22 protein-coding genes and 1 other annotated feature are annotated in these 16685 nt (G+C 51.6%); of the genes, 5 read left to right on the top strand and 17 right to left on the bottom strand.

Annotated features, from left to right (window positions below; all coding sequences use genetic code 11):
* Nucleotides 1–39 precede the first annotated feature (39 nt).
* Nucleotides 40–786 (top strand): DeoR/GlpR family DNA-binding transcription regulator, encoded by a 747-nt coding sequence (locus tag BMI79_RS01055; protein WP_076939985.1) that lies wholly within the window; start codon nt 40–42, stop codon nt 784–786.
* A 22-nt stretch (nt 787–808) separates the two neighbouring features.
* Here BMI79_RS01055 and araD read toward each other — a convergent pair whose 3' ends face one another.
* A complete protein-coding gene (araD, locus tag BMI79_RS01050) occupies nt 809–1504 on the bottom strand; it encodes an L-ribulose-5-phosphate 4-epimerase (RefSeq protein WP_076939984.1) in 696 nt (231 codons plus the stop codon).
* A 470-nt stretch (nt 1505–1974) separates the two neighbouring features.
* Between araD and osmB the strand changes: the two genes are divergently transcribed.
* Nucleotides 1975–2190 (top strand): osmotically-inducible lipoprotein OsmB, encoded by a 216-nt coding sequence (gene osmB, locus BMI79_RS01045; protein ID WP_076939983.1) that lies wholly within the window; start codon nt 1975–1977, stop codon nt 2188–2190.
* Between the two features lie 97 nt (nt 2191–2287).
* On the opposite strand, the gene yciH is transcribed toward osmB, so the two are convergent.
* Nucleotides 2288–2614 carry a stress response translation initiation inhibitor YciH gene (yciH, locus tag BMI79_RS01040; RefSeq protein ID WP_076939982.1) on the bottom strand — a complete coding sequence of 109 codons (327 nt, stop codon included), beginning with the start codon at nt 2612–2614 and terminating at the stop codon, nt 2288–2290.
* A gap of 10 nt (nt 2615–2624) precedes the next feature.
* Nucleotides 2625–3353 carry an orotidine-5'-phosphate decarboxylase gene (gene pyrF / locus BMI79_RS01035; protein ID WP_125828688.1) on the bottom strand — a complete coding sequence of 243 codons (729 nt, stop codon included), beginning with the start codon at nt 3351–3353 and terminating at the stop codon, nt 2625–2627.
* 330 nt (nt 3354–3683) lie between these two features.
* Between pyrF and bhsA the strand changes: the two genes are divergently transcribed.
* Entirely contained in the window at nt 3684–3944 is a 261-nt protein-coding gene (gene bhsA, locus BMI79_RS01030; RefSeq protein WP_076939980.1) for a multiple stress resistance protein BhsA, read from the top strand.
* A 157-nt stretch (nt 3945–4101) separates the two neighbouring features.
* A complete protein-coding gene (locus BMI79_RS01025) occupies nt 4102–4389 on the top strand; it encodes a hypothetical protein (RefSeq protein ID WP_076939979.1) in 288 nt (95 codons plus the stop codon).
* A gap of 40 nt (nt 4390–4429) precedes the next feature.
* On the opposite strand, the gene lapB is transcribed toward BMI79_RS01025, so the two are convergent.
* From lapB to thrS, 13 genes are all read right to left on the bottom strand, one after another.
* Complete coding sequence (gene lapB / locus BMI79_RS01020; RefSeq protein ID WP_076939978.1) at nt 4430–5602, bottom strand: lipopolysaccharide assembly protein LapB; 1173 nt, start codon at nt 5600–5602, stop codon at nt 4430–4432.
* 6 nt (nt 5603–5608) lie between these two features.
* Nucleotides 5609–5911: a LapA family protein gene (locus tag BMI79_RS01015; protein ID WP_076939977.1), complete on the bottom strand. Its 303-nt coding sequence runs from the start codon at nt 5909–5911 to the stop codon at nt 5609–5611.
* Between the two features lie 238 nt (nt 5912–6149).
* Nucleotides 6150–6914: a phosphatidylglycerophosphatase B gene (gene pgpB / locus BMI79_RS01010; RefSeq protein WP_076939976.1), complete on the bottom strand. Its 765-nt coding sequence runs from the start codon at nt 6912–6914 to the stop codon at nt 6150–6152.
* Between the two features lie 278 nt (nt 6915–7192).
* Nucleotides 7193–7732, bottom strand: a complete 540-nt coding sequence (locus BMI79_RS01005) for a hypothetical protein (protein ID WP_076939975.1) — start codon at nt 7730–7732, stop codon at nt 7193–7195.
* A gap of 273 nt (nt 7733–8005) precedes the next feature.
* Nucleotides 8006–8224 (bottom strand): hypothetical protein, encoded by a 219-nt coding sequence (locus tag BMI79_RS01000; protein ID WP_076939974.1) that lies wholly within the window; start codon nt 8222–8224, stop codon nt 8006–8008.
* 160 nt (nt 8225–8384) lie between these two features.
* Complete coding sequence (gene ihfA, locus BMI79_RS00995) at nt 8385–8681, bottom strand: integration host factor subunit alpha (protein WP_004943604.1); 297 nt, start codon at nt 8679–8681, stop codon at nt 8385–8387.
* Between the two features lie 4 nt (nt 8682–8685).
* Entirely contained in the window at nt 8686–11073 is a 2388-nt protein-coding gene (gene pheT / locus BMI79_RS00990) for a phenylalanine--tRNA ligase subunit beta (RefSeq protein ID WP_076939973.1), read from the bottom strand.
* A 14-nt stretch (nt 11074–11087) separates the two neighbouring features.
* Nucleotides 11088–12071 (bottom strand): phenylalanine--tRNA ligase subunit alpha, encoded by a 984-nt coding sequence (gene pheS, locus BMI79_RS00985; protein WP_076939972.1) that lies wholly within the window; start codon nt 12069–12071, stop codon nt 11088–11090.
* A 207-nt stretch (nt 12072–12278) separates the two neighbouring features.
* Nucleotides 12279–12401, bottom strand: a sequence feature (Phe leader region).
* Nucleotides 12352–12396 carry a pheST operon leader peptide PheM gene (gene pheM, locus BMI79_RS23740; RefSeq protein WP_121626058.1) on the bottom strand — a complete coding sequence of 15 codons (45 nt, stop codon included), beginning with the start codon at nt 12394–12396 and terminating at the stop codon, nt 12352–12354. (Overlaps the previous feature by 45 nt.)
* Nucleotides 12402–12515: 114 nt before the next feature.
* Nucleotides 12516–12872 (bottom strand): 50S ribosomal protein L20, encoded by a 357-nt coding sequence (rplT, locus tag BMI79_RS00975; protein WP_004931417.1) that lies wholly within the window; start codon nt 12870–12872, stop codon nt 12516–12518.
* Between the two features lie 44 nt (nt 12873–12916).
* Nucleotides 12917–13114 carry a 50S ribosomal protein L35 gene (rpmI, locus tag BMI79_RS00970; protein ID WP_004931418.1) on the bottom strand — a complete coding sequence of 66 codons (198 nt, stop codon included), beginning with the start codon at nt 13112–13114 and terminating at the stop codon, nt 12917–12919.
* A 97-nt stretch (nt 13115–13211) separates the two neighbouring features.
* Complete coding sequence (gene infC, locus BMI79_RS00965; protein WP_071882841.1) at nt 13212–13763, bottom strand: translation initiation factor IF-3; 552 nt, start codon at nt 13761–13763, stop codon at nt 13212–13214.
* A gap of 3 nt (nt 13764–13766) precedes the next feature.
* Nucleotides 13767–15695, bottom strand: a complete 1929-nt coding sequence (gene thrS / locus BMI79_RS00960; RefSeq protein WP_076939970.1) for a threonine--tRNA ligase — start codon at nt 15693–15695, stop codon at nt 13767–13769.
* Between the two features lie 304 nt (nt 15696–15999).
* Here thrS and BMI79_RS00955 point away from each other — a divergent pair, with 304 nt between their 5' ends.
* A complete protein-coding gene (locus BMI79_RS00955; RefSeq protein ID WP_076939969.1) occupies nt 16000–16242 on the top strand; it encodes a ribonuclease H family protein in 243 nt (80 codons plus the stop codon).
* Between the two features lie 3 nt (nt 16243–16245).
* Here the strand turns inward: BMI79_RS00955 and BMI79_RS00950 are convergent, their stop codons facing one another.
* Nucleotides 16246–16623 (bottom strand): hypothetical protein, encoded by a 378-nt coding sequence (locus BMI79_RS00950; RefSeq protein WP_125828509.1) that lies wholly within the window; start codon nt 16621–16623, stop codon nt 16246–16248.
* Nucleotides 16624–16685 lie beyond the last annotated feature (62 nt).

Genomic DNA, 16685 nt, shown 5'->3' with positions numbered 1-16685 from the left:
CTTGGCGGCTGCCCCTTGGCAGCCGCACATCAGGCCTCTATGAATTCAAGACAACAAACCATATTGCAGTTAGTTAACGATCGGCGGCGTATCAGCGTCAATGAGCTGGCGCGCGCCGCTGGCGTTTCTGAGGTGACGATCCGCCAAGATCTCAATCTGTTGGAAAAGCGCAGCTATCTGAAACGCGTGCATGGCTCGGCGGTGGCGTTAGAGAGTGATGACGTCGATGCCCGTATGATGTCCAATTTCCGCCTTAAGCAGAAGCTGGCGCAATATGCCGCTTCGCTGGTCAACGACGGCGAAACCATCTTTATCGAAAGCGGCAGCACCAACGCCCTGCTGGCCCGCTATCTTGCCGAACGCAAGCGCATCACGCTGATTACCGTCAGCCATTACATCTCCCATTTGCTGAAAGAGACCGAGTGCGAGGTGATCGTGCTAGGGGGTATGTATCAGAAAAAAAGCGAAACCGTGGTCGGCCCGCTGACGCGGATGTGCATCCAACAGGTGCATTTCAGTAAGGCATTTATCGGGGTTGATGGCTACCACGCCGAAACCGGCTTTACCGGCCGCGATATGATGCGCGCCGACGTGGTTAATGCCGTGCTGGCCAAAGGGGTGGAAAACATTGTGCTGACCGACTCGTCAAAATTCGGCCAGATACAACCTAACCCATTGGACCCTATGAGCCAGATTGGCCGGGTGATCACCGATTCGCGCCTGGATCCCGACTATCAGCAGGCGCTCAAACGCCAGGGTATGCGGTTGGATTTGGTAAACGAGTAAACGGGGCCTGCTGGCCCCCAGACTACTGGCCGTAATAGGCGTGTTTGCCGTGCTTGCGCAGGTAGTGTTTATCCAACAGCGTCTGCTGCATGTTGGCTAGGGCCGGTGCCAGCTGGCGCGAAAAAATCCCCATGTAGGCCACTTCCTCCAGCACCACGGCATTATGCACCGCGCTGTCGGCATCTTTGCCCCAGGCAAATGGGCCGTGGGAATGCACCAATACCGCCGGAATCGCTGCCGCATCCAAACCGCGCTCAGCGAAGGTCTCAACGATTACTCGCCCGGTTTCCCACTCGTAGCGGCCATTGATTTCCGCCTCATGCATCAAACGCGTGCAGGGAATGTCACCATAGAAATAATCTGCGTGTGTCGTTCCCCAGGCGGGAATATCCAGCCCGGCCTGCGCCCAGATGGTGGCATGGCGCGAATGGGTATGCACAATCCCGCCCGCGGCGGCAAAATTCAGATAGAGCACCCGGTGGGTATCGCTATCCGACGAGGGTTTCTTGTTGCCCTCTACTACCTTGCCGCTTTCCAACTCCACCACCACCATATCGTCGCGGGTCATGGCGTCATACTCAACGCCGGAGGGTTTGATCACCATCAGCCCCTGCTGCCGATCTACCGCACTGACGTTGCCCCAGGTAAAGGTCACCAGATGGTGGCGTGGTAGCGCCAAATTGGCTTCCAGCACCTGCTGTTTAAGTTCGTTAAGCATCGGTTTGTCCTTGTTGCTTGGCTTGCCGTTATTGTCGGCAGGCAAGCAACGGGCCGGTATGGCATAAATCGCTAAAGACCACGTAGGGTTCTGCTGGATGAGCGAGGATGTGCTGAATAACGGCCGGTACGCGGTAATATTTTCAGCTCGGTTGATAAATCAGAATAATTACCCAATACCGCCGCCCAAATTAAGACTCTTTACCTATCCCGCCAAAATAAGATATTTATACTCTCTGGCAACAATAAAACCGTTCACCGCATTAAGTTATGTGGTTTTTTACGGTTATCGCCACTTTTTATCCCAACACGATCGGGGAGTAAGTAGTCAAACCCATTTGGTGATTAATGCTTATACTAGAAGAGCGTTACGCCAGTAAGGTACTTCCGTCATCCCTTTCGACCTGCGTTTGTTAGTGCATCAGCAAGACAAGGTTTTTGGGGAATAGCCCATGCTAAGGAGAAGTTACTATGAATATTAATCAACGTGTTGCCACAGTCGCTCTGGCAATTACCCTGGCGATTTCCTTGAGTTCCTGTGCAGATATGTCCAAACGCGACCGTAATACGGCAATTGGTGCCGGTGTCGGTGCCGTAGGTGGGGCCGTGCTGACCGATGGCAGTGCGTTAGGTACCGTCGGTGGGGCTGCTGTCGGGGGGCTGATTGGTCGCCAAGTAGGCAAATAAGTTACGGTTCTTCATCACGTTACTGCTATGAGCCAGCGCTCTGGCGGCCGCTATTTTTACCCTGCCGCAGAAGCTCTTCTGCGGCAGGGTCTTCTGCTTAGCCCCCGGCCAGTTTCACCTTCATGCCCTTGGCTTCCAGCAGTTGCTTCAGCAGATCGCGCTTATCCCCCTGGATCTCAATCACGCCATCTTTCACCGCGCCGCCGCAGCCACATTTCTTTTTGAGTTCTGCCGCCAGTTTGTCCAGCGCAGTATCATCCAGATCGATCCCGCTGATCAGACAGACGCCTTTGCCTTTGCGCCCGCTGGTCTGGCGTTGGATACGCACAATTCCATCTCCTTTGGCACGCTGTGGTTTGACCTCTTCCTGTTTGATACGCCCGCTGTCGGTGGAATATACCAGGCGGCTGTTATCATCGTTCATATTCTGCTCCTTAAGCCAATGACGCACGGATCGCGCGGAGCGTCGCGGCCGGATCCGCCGATTGCGTAATCGGGCGGCCGATCACCATATAATCCACTCCAACGGCCTGTGCCTGCTGCGGCGTCATCACGCGGCGTTGATCGCCTGCCGCGCTGCCTTCTGGGCGAATCCCCGGCGTGACCAATTGAAACTGGCTGCCACAGGCGGCCTTCAGGCGCTGTGCTTCCTGCGCGGAACAGACTACGCCATCCAAGCCACAATCGCAGGTCAGGCGTGCTAAACGCTCGGCCTGCTCCGCCGGGCTGATATCAATACCGATAGCCTGCAGATCGCTGGCTTCCATGCTGGTCAGCACGGTAACCGCAATCAGCAAAGGCGCGTCCGCGCCATAAGGCTGCAATGCCTCTTTAGCTGCCGTCATCATCCGTGCGCCACCGCTGGCATGCACATTGACCATCCACACGCCCAGCTCAGCCGCCGCAGCCACCGCATGCGCCGTGGTGTTAGGAATATCGTGGAATTTTAAATCGAGGAAAACGTCGAACCCGCGCTGGTGCAGATCGCGCACAATCTCTGGCCCGAACAGGGTGAACATTTCTTTGCCCACTTTTAACCGGCAATCTTGCGGATCAATGCGATCGGCAAACGCCAGCGCGGCGTTTCTGTCGGCATAATCCAGCGCAACGATAATTGGAGATGATTTTAAGTCATTGTTATTGATATTATTTTCAGACTTCATTTCTTCTACCTTCTGTAAAATGGACATGAATTGTTAACCCACCGGCCAAAACTGACCGCCGCATTCTACATGCCAGACACTTGAAATCCCAGCCGCAACGCCGTTTACCTTCAGTAAGGTTGCCGCAGGATGCGGTCATTCTCTGTCAACCAAGGTTTCCCCCCTTAGCGCAGGGTGAGTAAATCGTCGTAAAGATGCGTAAATTGTTAATCAAATATTTTGATTAACTAACTCAGCATTATCAGATTTTAAAGCGCGGTGGTTGGTATATTATTCAATACATCGAAAGCAAAATGCTTTCAGGCCTAAAAAAATAAACTGGAGTCACCCATGAAAAACATCAAATATTTTGCAATTTCAGCCGCCATCGCACTGACCTCTTTCACCACCTTTGCCGCTGAGTCAATCGATCAGCAACAGGCCCTGCGCATGACGGAAATCGGTGTGGTTTCTGCCGGGCAGGCCAGCACGCTAAGCAGCCTGGAAGCCAAACTGGCAGCCCAAGCAGAGGCTCAAGGTGCCAGTGGTTATCGCATCATCGCTGCCACCGGTAATAATCTGCTGCACGGCACCGCGATTATCTATAAATAAGCATTAATCGCAGGGCTCGAATTCTCGGGCCCTGGTTGTTTTCCCCCCTTCCGCTAGCCCCTCAGCGTTACAAATAAAATAAATTTTCATTACAGACTGGACACATCCGCGCTGCTGACTTAGCTTGAAAGAATCTTCCCGTATAAAAGGCAGAAAAATGAGCGAGATATCGACACTTACGATAAAAATCCCTCTTGAACTTAAAGAGAAGATCAGAGCCAGCGCCCTGGAGAACGAACTTTCTCTGAGTGCAGAAGTTTGCAAGCGGCTAGAAAGCAGCTTTCAACCACCGGCCAAAACCAGTAAAAAGCATGCGGCAGTGCATCATGACGAGATTGATAGCCAAAGTACTGAAGAGGAAATTGAACAACCTCTCAGCCAGAAAGAGCTGAAGAAACTGCGTCAGCTATTGAAGGACGGCGTGAAAAGCAGCAAGAAGAAGTGATGAATTGAAAAGAAAACGGGATGATTGTTCGTCCCGTTTTTTATTGCCCGTCCAACCCACGGATCGGTTTTACCGAAGACCAGGCGCGGCATGAAGGACAGTGCCAATACATGGAATGTGCAGTAAAACCGCATTTGTGGCAGCGATAACGCGGTTTGGTGCGGATCTGCTCCCCCACCATATCGCGCAACAGCAGCAAGCTCTCTTTGGCCCGCCCATCTTCAGCATCCGCCAAATGGTAATCCATCAAGCGATAAAATACGCGCATGGTGGGATGGCGCTGCAACTGGCGGTTAATATACACCTGCACCACGTCGCGCCCTTCCTGCTGCTCAATGACCTCCGCCAGCATCAGTTCTGCCGCCGCACCGGTGTTTTCAGCGACACAGCGCTTGAGAAAATCGGCCCAGTCATTCTGCTGCTGCGGTAAATGCGGGTAGCACTCATGCAGCATCGGCAGCGCTTCGCTGATCAGCTCTTTATCCTGATCCAGCACGCGCTTCAAGACGTCCACCGCTTTGGGGTAATCCTCTTGCGCCATAAAGATGCGCCCCACCATGATCGAGACGCGAGCACACTGTTTGTCTGCCGCCGCCGCACGCTTTAGTAGCCCCATCGCCTTATCCAGATCGTCACTGCCCATCGCCTGCAGCGCCAGTTCGCAATAGAAATGGGCGATCTCAATGCGTTGTGCTTCTTTGCCCAGCTTGACCAGCTTTTCTGCCACATCAATGGCCTTCTGCCACTCACTGGTTGCCTGGTAGATCACCAGCAATTGCTGCAATGCGAAAATACGGAAATCGTCTTCGTTGACCAACTGGTTGAACATGTCCTCTGCTCGGTCATACAACCCGGCGGCCATATAGTCGCGCCCCAATTGTTGCACCGCCAGAAGACGCTGTTCGAAAGTGAGGGAAGCGCTTTCCATCAGCGCCTGATGGATGCGGATAGCGCGATCGACTTCACCACGCGAACGGAATAGGTTCCCCAGCGTCAGATGGGCTTCAACGGTGTTGCTGTCCTCTTTCAACATATCCAGGAACAGATCGACCGCTTTATCCTGCTGGTTGGAAAGCAGGAAGTTAACCCCAGCCACGTATTCCCGTGACAGGCGGTTAGCATCCTGCTGTTTATCCTGCTGAGCACTTCTGCGCCCCATGTACCAACCGTACGCGGCAGCTACAGGCAGCAACAGAAACAGCAGCTCTAACATAAAAGATTATTCCTTGCTGACAACAGGCTGAGACACCGGCTCGGCAGGCGTTTCAAGCTGCAGCTCCAACCTTTTGATTTTGCGTTCTGCACGGCCCAGCGCGATGCGCGTGCGCAGGTAAAACAGCCCGCAGATAATCCAGCCGAGCACAAAACCCGTGCCGAACAAGGTGGCCAGTAAGGTCGATACGCGATATTCACCTTGAGCAACGAGATAGTTAAAGGTCACTACCTGATCGTTATGTGCACCCAACGTGACTGAAATTACAAAGATCACCAGAATTAACAAAAAAATCAGTAAATATTTCACATTCTTTCCCACAATGCCGAGTGAATCGGATGAACTCTACCCCAGAGATTTCAAGTCGCACCAAGCGAAAACTTGAAAGATGGAAGGTATGTGCCATTAAGTGGCGTCCCTGGCACCTAAGTTAGCATTTCCCATCGTGGCAGGGAAACCCTGCAACATGATAAAAGCACATATCTGTTGGCATATTCAGCAGGAAACGAAGCTTCTGGGAGAATGAATGAGAAGACTTCTCAAAATGCTAATTTTTCTGTTCGCGTTCAGCGATCTCCTGCTGTTCCTGAAGTGGAACAGTCAGCGGGCCAAACCAGCGTTGCGCCAGGCAGCAGACGAGCGTCACCAGTAGCCAGGCAATGATGGTCGCCATAACAAGATCCTGAGGCCAGTGCATACCCAGCATCAATCGGCTCGCCATCACTCCTACCGCCCATGCCATCAGCACCGCCACGGTTTTATAATGGCGACGCGGCCACAATAAGCCAGCCGCCAACAGCGCCCAACTGGCAGCAAACACAGTATGGCCGGAAGGGAACGCAAACCCGGTTTCAAACTGCCAGTGTTTGCTCAGCCATTTCGGCACCCGTGCCTGATCCTGCAGTTGTTCTTTCACCAACGCACTGCGCTCTTTCCTGCTCAGTGAATAAAAGTACTTTTCATCAATACGATGCGCTGACTCCAGCCATTTCACAAACGGCCGCGGTTCCTGCACCCGATCTTTAATCACCGACTTAACGCCCTGCCCGATCGCAATTGATGCCAATAACAGAATAAACACACCAATTGCCGCTTTGAGACGAAAACGCAGGCACCATAAGAACCAGACAGAGAAAAGCAGACTCGTGAAGATCCCCCAAGGCGCAGTGACGGTTTCAGTCACCCAGAAGAATCCTTTCAGCAGGTTATTATTACCACCTGGTTGCCATTGCCAACCAGAAAGCCAGACTGCAAGCGGCATCAACAACAGCACAACCGCCCCACCTGTCGTACGTTTTACTATTTCCAACATCCTATTGCCCTCACTTGGGTACAGCAAAGTAGTGTAGCGATCTTGCAATCCTAACAACACTGGTAAAATTAAACAGATAGCAAACCGGTCGCAATATCGCACTATATATTGATCCGACAAAATGGGACGCTTGAGAAAAATAGCTATTGATGATGCTGAAAAGTAAGCGGTGCTGGAATGGTATTGGTGCGCAGAGGGGTGTCGCTTTCGCTAGTCAATGGAAACAAATACGGTACTGAGCTTGCTATCACCGAGTACCGTTATATACCCGCCATACTTCAAGTTGCTTGGGTGTTGGCTGCGTGACTCGGCCCATATTGGGCCTCGCCCCTTCGGGGCCGCTGCAAGCAGCGTTCAAATCGGTCAAAGACCGATTTGTCACTCAGTTGCCGCCACAAGCAACTCGAATTATTTTGGGTATAGGTAACGGAAAGCAACGACTCACGCCCAACTTCCAACCACTGTGCAGCCTCTTCTTTAGTAGTATTAAATGTGGTTAACAGCAGACGCCCATCGACAGACATGGCCAGCATAAGATTGTGGATTTCGGTATCAGCCGCAGGGGTAATAAAGTCAAACATCACCGCTTTTTGACCATTAACATCCACTTTGCTAATTTTCGGGGAAAAATTAGCCAGCATGGCTTTCATTTGTTGAGAGAAAGCATCAAGCTGATTTTCCGCAATTTTATTCGCCGTGTAGTTAAACGCAAAATTGACGGTAGTATCCGCGTTGGTGTACACCTGAGTCGGTCGGTTATTGGCAGGATACTTAACCTTCATCACATCTTTGCCCATCTCGCTGAAGGTAGTCGGCATATTCAGTGAGACTTTTTTATAATCATAATGGTTAACTTAAAACACCCCAATTTACCACACTATACTTACACTTCATTATCAGTGCAAAGGTCACTAAATAAATCCCGGGTAAACATCTTATAAAACCATGGCAATATATTATTTATGTGATTTTCGATTAAAAAATAAAGTGCAACGTTAAGGAAGAAAGTAAAAATTAGCATTATCAATTAATTGGTTAATAAATCGCGCAGCAAAATCGCCACCAAGGATGATTCTCCTATATTTTAATGACTAGTTAGGCTCATCGGCCAGCTTGCACGGGGCACGCACTGTCTGAATGTGATGCTCGACGCTTACCCCGGCAATATTAAACCGCAAAGTCATCAGCAGAAACTGCCGTGCGGGCAGGCTTGCTCCTGATACCGACAAGATAACGTAGCCGTCTTTAGGCGAAAATGCCTCTGCATCCCAATTGTGGTTAAACTGGATACCGTATTTACGCCAGTGCATCGGCGTGACATTGAACGCGCTGCGGCAATAAGACCCGGGTGGTTTTCAGGTAGCTGCAATGGCCTGCTGTAAAACATAACCTACTGTTTTATATCGAAACCATGGGTATAGCAGATAGGAAAAAGGCCGCAAAAGCGGCCTTTTTGGGGTGTTACGCAACTTATTCTTTCGGGCTCGCGTTTTCCACTCGGCTTTTTAGTTTTTGCCCCGGACGGAAAGTAACTACGCGGCGCGCCGTAATCGGAATGTCCTCACCGGTTTTCGGGTTGCGTCCTGGACGTTGGTTTTTATCACGCAAATCAAAATTACCAAATCCTGACAGTTTTACCTGCTCACCGTTCTCCAAAGCCCGACGGACCTCTTCAAAGAACAGTTCTACCAGATCTTTGGCATCCCGTTTGCTAAGCCCGAGCTTTTCAAACAGGTGTTCTGACATTTCAGCTTTAGTAAGCGCCATAGGTTCAATCCCTCAAGGATGCTTGGAATCGCTGCTTCAGAGCCTCTACGCATCTTGCAACGGTAGCGGCAATCTCCTCTTCTTCCAGTGTACGAGCGGTATCCTGCAATACAAGACTTATAGCCAGGCTCTTGTAACCCTCTGCTACGCCCTTGCCACGGTACACATCAAACAAGTTTACGCCAACTACCTGATTTGCGCCAACTTTCTTACACTCTGCCAAAATATCTTCTGCGGCGACGTTTTCAGCCACGACAACCGCGATATCACGACGGTTTGCAGGGAAGCGAGAAATTTCACGCGCTTGAGGCACGGCGCGGGTTGCGACCTTGTTCCACTCCAGTTCAAACACTACCGTGCGACCGTTAAGATCCAGTTTACGCTCAAGTTCTGGGTGAACTACACCGATGAAACCTACGCGCTCACCGTGCAAATAAATTGCCGCACTTTGTCCCGGGTGGAGGGCCGAATGGGCCTCTGCCTTGAACTGAATTTCAGATAATCTACCTGTCAGCTCAAGCACAGACTCCAGATCCCCTTTCAAATCATAGAAGTCCACGGGCTTTCTTGCCAGATCCCAGTGTTCTTCATGCGTATGCCCAGCAATCACGCCTGCCAGCATGAGATCCTGACGGATACCCAGATTCGCCGCAGTATCAGGCACAAAGCGCAGGCCGCTTTCAAACAGACGCACACGGCCTTGCTGACGATTCTGGTTATACACTACCGCAGACAGCAGGCCAGTCCATAGCGACAGGCGCATGGCAGACATCTCTACCGAGATTGGGCTAGGCAGGATCAGCGCCTCTTCACCCGGATGCAACAAGGCCTGGACTTTAGGATCGACAAAACTGTAAGTAATCGCTTCCTGGAAGCCATGATCGACCAGCATGGTTTTTACACGCTTCAGGGCCAGATCGGATTCACGATGCTTGGTCATTACCAGGTCGGCACGCACGGGGACGTCTGGAATATTGTTGTAGCCGTAAACACGGGCCACTTCTTCCACCAGATCTTCTTCGATCTCCATATCAAAGCGCCAGCTTGGCGCAACCGCCAGCCAGTTGTCGCCCTGCTCGGTCACCTGGCAACCCAAACGACGCAGAATGTCACTCACCTGCTCAGCAGGCACCACGTGACCAATCAGGCGATCCAGTTTTTCACGGCGCAGCGTGATAGACGCGCGTTTCGGTAAGACGCTTTCATCGGTAACGTCGATGATCGGCCCAGCTTGGCCGCCACAGATGTCGATCAGCAGACGTGTCGCACGCTCCATCGCTTTATATTGCAATGCCGGATCCACACCACGCTCGTAGCGGTGTGAAGCGTCAGTATGCAAGCCATGGCGACGTGCACGGCCGGTAATCGACAGTGGGCTGAAGAAGGCACACTCCAGCAGCACATCCTGGGTCTCGTCGTTCACGCCGGAGTGCTCACCACCAAAAATACCGCCCATCGCCAGCGCTTTATGGTGATCGGCAATCACTAAGGTGTCGGCGTTTAATTTAGCTTCGTTGCCGTCCAGCAGGCGCAGCGTTTCGCCCTCGGTAGCCATGCGCACCACGATCCCACCCTCAATACGGTTCAGATCGAACGCATGCATTGGCTGACCAAGCTCCATCAACACATAGTTGGTGACGTCCACCACGGCATCAATAGAGCGAATCCCGCAGCGGCGCAGTTTTTCTTGCATCCACAGTGGTGAAGGTGCTTTCACATTGATGCCCTTCACTACGCGGCCTAGATAGCGTGGGCACGCCTGTGGCGCGTCGACACGGATTGGCAGGACGTCGTTAATCGTCGCGGCTACCGGGCTCATATCCGGCTCGGTGAGCGGCAACTGGTTCAGCACGGCAACGTCACGCGCTACGCCGATAATCCCCAGGCAATCGGCCCGGTTTGGCGTCACGCTGATTTCGATCGCGTTATCATCAAGCTTCAGATATTCACGAATATCGGTGCCGATAGGCGCGTCTTCTGGCAGTTCGATAATGCCGTTATGATCGTCAGAAATCGCCAGTTCAGAAAACGAACACAGCATGCCTTCAGAAGGTTCGCCACGCAGCTTGGCGGCTTTGATTTTGAAATCACCCGGCAGTACCGCGCCAACGGTGGCGACCGCCACCTTCAGGCCAGCACGGCAGTTTGGTGCGCCACAAACGATGTCCAGCAGACGATCGCCGCCCACATTAACCTTGGTTACACGCAGTTTGTCGGCGTTAGGATGCTGACCACATTCCACTACATGGCCAATCACCACGCCGTTGAAAACACCGGCAACCGGCTCAACGCCGTCTACTTCCAGGCCAGCCATGGTGATTTGATCGGACAATGCTTCGCTGCTGATGGCCGGGTTTACCCACTCGCGCAACCAGAGTTCACTGAATTTCATGTGATATTCCCGCCTTACTTAAACTGTTTGAGGAAACGCAGATCGTTTTCGAAGAATGCGCGCAAATCGGTGACACCGTAACGTAGCATGGTCAAGCGCTCCATCCCCATGCCGAAGGCAAAGCCGGAGTAAACTTCCGGATCGATACCCACATTGCGCAGTACGTTCGGGTGCACCATGCCGCAGCCCAACACTTCCAGCCACTTACCGTTTTTACCCATCACGTCCACTTCTGCAGAAGGCTCGGTGAATGGGAAATAGGAAGGACGGAAACGAACCTGCAGGTCTTCTTCAAAGAAGTTGTTCAGGAAATCATGCAGTGTGCCCTTCAGGTTGGTAAAGCTGATGTCTTTATCAACGATCAACCCTTCCATCTGGTGGAACATCGGGGTATGCGTCTGATCGTAGTCGTTACGATAAACACGGCCCGGCGCAATGATGCGGATCGGCGGCTGCTGGGTCTTCATGGTACGGATCTGCACGCCAGAAGTCTGAGTACGCAGCAGGCGCGTAGCATCGAACCAGAAGGTGTCGTGATCGGCACGCGCTGGATGATGGTCGGGAATATTCAGAGCGTCGAAGTTGTGGTAATCGTCTTCGATTTCCGGGCCGGTTTCGACGGAGAAACCCAGTTCGCCGAAGAAAGTTTCGATACGATCGATAGTGCGGGTCACCGGATGCAGGCCGCCATTTTCCAGGCGACGGCCTGGCAATGAGACGTCGATCGTCTCACTGGCCAAACGTGCATTCAGTACGGCGGATTCCAGCATGCTCTTACGCGCATTCAGCGCATCCTGAACCTCCTGTTTCGCCTGGTTGATCACCGCACCGGCAGCCGGGCGCTCTTCCGCTGGCACTTCACGCAGTGATTGCATCTGCAAGGTGAAATGGCCTTTCTTGCCTAAATATTCGACGCGTACCAAATCTAACGCGGCAACATCCTGGGCATCTTCTACGGCTGCCTTGGCTTTGGCAACCAGCTCTGCGAGATGTGGCATTGCTTTCCTCTTCCTCTGACCGTGATGGCCCGCTAAGTGATGATGGATTATTATTCGAGCACGCCTTTGATTTTATCTTCAAAGATTTCAAGCGGTAATCAGTGGCCAACCCGTGCTCCCTCCGTCACTTACTCAAGTAAGTGATTGGAGCCTGCTGTGAGTGCAGCCAACAACGCTAACGCTTGAAAGGCGAAGACGGTGGTCAAAAACAAAAAAGCCTCCACAGGGGAGGCTCAGGCGCTACTTTTCGTTTCTCTTCTTACGCCGAAGCCCCCTGAAATCAGGCGCTAAAGTAAAAAAAGAAACGGAAAATAGCAGCGTGCATGCTTACATTACCTTGCTGATGGATTGCCGCTCAGTTTGCTAGCGGATGCCAATAAAAGTCAATATTTGTCTATGAAAAATAAAGATTAAAAGAGGGAGCAAGCTCCCTCTTCGTCTTTCTTACGCCAGAGCTGCTTTCGCTTTTTCAACCAGTGCGCCAAAGGCCACTTTGTCGAATACTGCGATGTCAGCCAGGATCTTACGGTCAATTTCAATAGAGGCTTTTTTCAGGCCGTTAATGAACTTGCTGTAAGACAGGCCGTTCTGACGAGCAGCTGCGTTAATACGTGCAATCCACAGCTGACGGAACTGACGCTTACGTTGACGACGGTCACGGTAAGCATACTGGCCTGCTTTGATTACTGCCTGGAAGGCAACACGATAGACGCGCGAACGGGCACCGTAGTAGCCTTTCGCCTGCTTCATAATTTTCTTGTGACGTGCGCGTGCAATTACACCACGTTTTACGCGAGCCATATGCTCTCTCCTAAAGTCTTATTCTTGATTCAAAAAAATATGGCTTATGCGTACGGCAGGCACGCAGTAACCAGGACCAGATCGTTCTTAGACACCATGCCTTTCGGACGCAGGTGACGTTTACGCTTGGTTGCTTTTTTGGTCAGAATATGACGCAGGTTAGCATGTTTACGCTTAAAACCACCGCTGCCGGTTTTTTTGAAGCGCTTGGCTGCACCACGTACAGTTTTAATCTTTGGCATGTTAATTAAATCCACTTCGCATTGTTAAACAACGAATCAGTGAGGCGAATAAAACCCACGCACGCTTACACGGCGCGGGTTCGATTACTTGGAAGCCTTACTGTTTCTTCTTGGGTGCGAGCACCATAATCATCTGACGGCCTTCGATCTTCGTAGGGAAGGATTCGACCACTGCCAGATCAATATCTTCACACAGATCTTTACGGACGCGGTTAAGCACTTCCATACCGATCTGCTGGTGCGCCATTTCACGCCCACGGAACCGCAGGGTGATTTTGGCTTTATCGCCATCTTCCAGAAAGCGAATCAGGTTGCGTAGTTTGACCTGATAGTCGCCATCATCGGTGCCAGGACGGAATTTGATTTCCTTGACCTGGATAACTTTTTGCTTCTTCTTCTGTTCTTTGGTCGACTTGCTCTTCTCGTAGAGGAATTTGCCGTAATCCATGATCCGGCAAACTGGCGGCTCGGCATTTGGGCTGATTTCTACTAAATCGACGCCCGCTTCCTCAGCTTTTTCAAGAGCTTCATTCAGACTGACAATACCAATCTGCTCGCCATCGACGCCGGTTAGGCGAACTTCTTGCGCGCGAATTTCTCTGTTAATGCGATTTGGACGCGCCGGTTGAACTCGTTTTCCGCCTTTAATACTTTATTCCTCCAGTTGATGAAGACTACGGCTGCGAATCTCTTTCAGCAGCTTGTCTACGACGTCACTCACGTCCAGGCTCCCCAGGTCTTTGCCACGGCGGGTACGAACAGCAACTTTGCCTGATTCGACCTCTTTATCACCGCACACCAACATGTAAGGAACTCGGCGTAGAGTATGTTCGCGAATTTTAAAGCCAATCTTCTCGTTTCTCAAGTCCGCTTTTGCCCTAATCCCTGCATCTTGCAGTTTTTTGGTCAATTGCTGGACGTAATCAGACTGGCTGTCGGTGATATTCATCACCACTACCTGCACTGGAGCAATCCAGGTTGGGTAGAAACCGGCATATTCTTCGGTAAGGATACCGATGAAGCGCTCCATGGAGCCAAGAATAGCACGGTGAATCATTACCGGAACCACGCGTTCGTTGTTTTCGCCAACATACGACGCGCCTAGACGGCCCGGTAAGAAGAAATCGAGCTGCACGGTACCACATTGCCATGCGCGATCCAAACAATCATGCAAGGTAAATTCAATTTTTGGACCGTAGAAGGCACCTTCACCCGGCTGATATTCAAACGGAATCCCGTTTTCGGTCAGCGCGGCGGCCAGATCGTCTTCAGCTCGGGTCCACATATCGTCAGTACCGATGCGCTTCTCTGGGCGGGTAGACAGTTTCACCGCGATCTTTTCAAAGCCAAAGGTGCCGTACATATCGTAGACCATCTTGATGCAGTCGTTCACTTCGGCACGCACCTGATCTTCCGTACAGAAGATATGGGCATCATCCTGGGTGAAGCCGCGAACACGCATCAGGCCATGCAGCGAACCTGAAGGTTCGTTACGGTGGCAACTGCCGAACTCGCCCATGCGCAGAGGCAGGTCGCGGTAAGACTTCAGGCCCTGATTGAAGATCTGCACGTGGCCCGGGCAGTTCATCGGCTTGATGCAGTATTCACGGTTTTCTGACGACGTGGTGAACATCGCATCTTTGTAGTTTTCCCAGTGCCCGGTTTTTTCCCACAGCACGCGGTCCATCATAAACGGCCCTTTCACTTCCTGATACTGGTACTCTTTGAGTTTCATGCGCACAAAGGCTTCCAGTTCACGGAAAATGGTCCAGCCGTCGTTGTGCCAGAACACCATGCCCGGCGCTTCTTCCTGCATATGGTACAGGTCAAGCTGTTTGCCGATCTTACGGTGGTCACGCTTGGCAGCTTCTTCCAAGCGTTGCAGATAGGCGTTCAACTGTTTCTTGTCTGCCCAGGCCGTGCCATAGATACGCTGCAGCATTTTGTTTTTGCTGTCGCCGCGCCAGTAGGCACCTGAGGTTTTCTGCAGCTTGAAATGATGGCAGAAACGCATGTTTGGCACGTGCGGGCCGCGGCACATGTCGATGTATTCTTCATGGTGATACAGGCCAGGGCGGTCGTCATGGCTAACGTTTTCATCGAGAATCGCCACTTTGTAGCTTTCGCCACGGGCAGCAAAGGTGTCGCGGGCTTCCTGCCAGCTCACTTTTTTCTTGATGACGTCGTAATCTTTGTCGGCCAACTCATGCATCCGCTTCTCCAGCAGATCCAGATCTTCCTGCGTCAGGGTATGGTCGATGTCAACGTCATAGTAGAAACCGTTGTCGATCACCGGGCCGATGGCCATTTTGGTGTCCGGCCACAGTTGTTTGATCGCATGGCCCAGCAGGTGCGCACAGGAGTGGCGCATGATTTCCAGGCCTTCGGCGTCTTTGATGGTGATGATCGCCAACTGTGCATCGGACTCGATCAGATCGCTGGCATCCACCAGGTCACCGTTAACACGGCCGGCAATACAGGCTTTGGCCAGGCCAGGGCCGATATCGCGGGCAACGTCCATAGGGGAAACGGCGTGATCATAGTGACGCTGACTTCCGTCAGGAAGAGTAATAACAGGCATTAATAATTCCTTATCTACAGTGGTGACCCACACGACAGATCACATATAGAAATACAATATCGTTTATTTACATAGTGTTACCTACGCTATTCAGCTTCACTCTGCCGAATATGTACACTCATATGTACACAATTAAAAATGTACACATGGTGTGACGCGATAACGGACTGACCATTCTAACATCATGGTTTACGCGACTTCTAGCTGTTACTTAATGAACAACTCACACCACCAGATCGTCAAACTCGGATAGCCACCATCCCGCCCGCTACACTTTGTAATTGAATACGATCGGGAGAGACGCATGCGTAAGCTAACTATCATGGAGCAAGCAATCTTCTTCATGAACGAAAACGAAGCCTACCCGTCGCCAGATATCAACGCCAGCGAATCGTTCTGCGTGTGGTTCTATGAGGAGGGACAGTATTGGCTGGATGTCTATTTTCAACGAGAGTGGCGAAGAGCTAGCCCTTACCCTTTCGCAGACTTTGAGGAAGTCTTCGAGGCGGTGAAAGCCTACGACTATGTGATACCGGTAAAGAGATGAAAATTAGTCAGCCCACCCCTCTGATTTTTTCTTCGCTTCAATTTCGGCTAACTTTTCAAAATTCTTTGCTCGCTTGAGTATAACCGCGTACTGCCTGTACCCATGATGGCTTGGCGGGTAAAACTCATTGTTGGGGATATCTCGGCCAACCACCGCGCGGTATTCGTCACAATCGGCTTTATGGGTAGCCCTGAGAGCCTCCATTGCCAAAGGAGCCAAAGCGATCTGCTCTTCGCACAAACTAATTGCTTTCTTTAAGTTATTTCCTTGGGCTCGCAATTTATAGTGCTTCTTAATTTTCTCTTGCAACCCAAAGTGCGCCTGAACAATCTTGTCATGCGAAAGATGCCGAAGGCCGTCTAACCATTCTTCTTCTGTCACACCCACCCCCATCCTTAACAGTTTGTCACATGTTAGCAGAGAGTAAGTGGGAGGCAACAAGG

Source organism: Serratia oryzae (assembly GCF_001976145.1).
Lineage (GTDB): Bacteria > Pseudomonadota > Gammaproteobacteria > Enterobacterales > Enterobacteriaceae > Chania > Chania oryzae.
The sequence above is the reverse complement of the archived record's forward strand: the minus strand, read 5'-3'. Positions and strand labels throughout refer to the sequence as shown.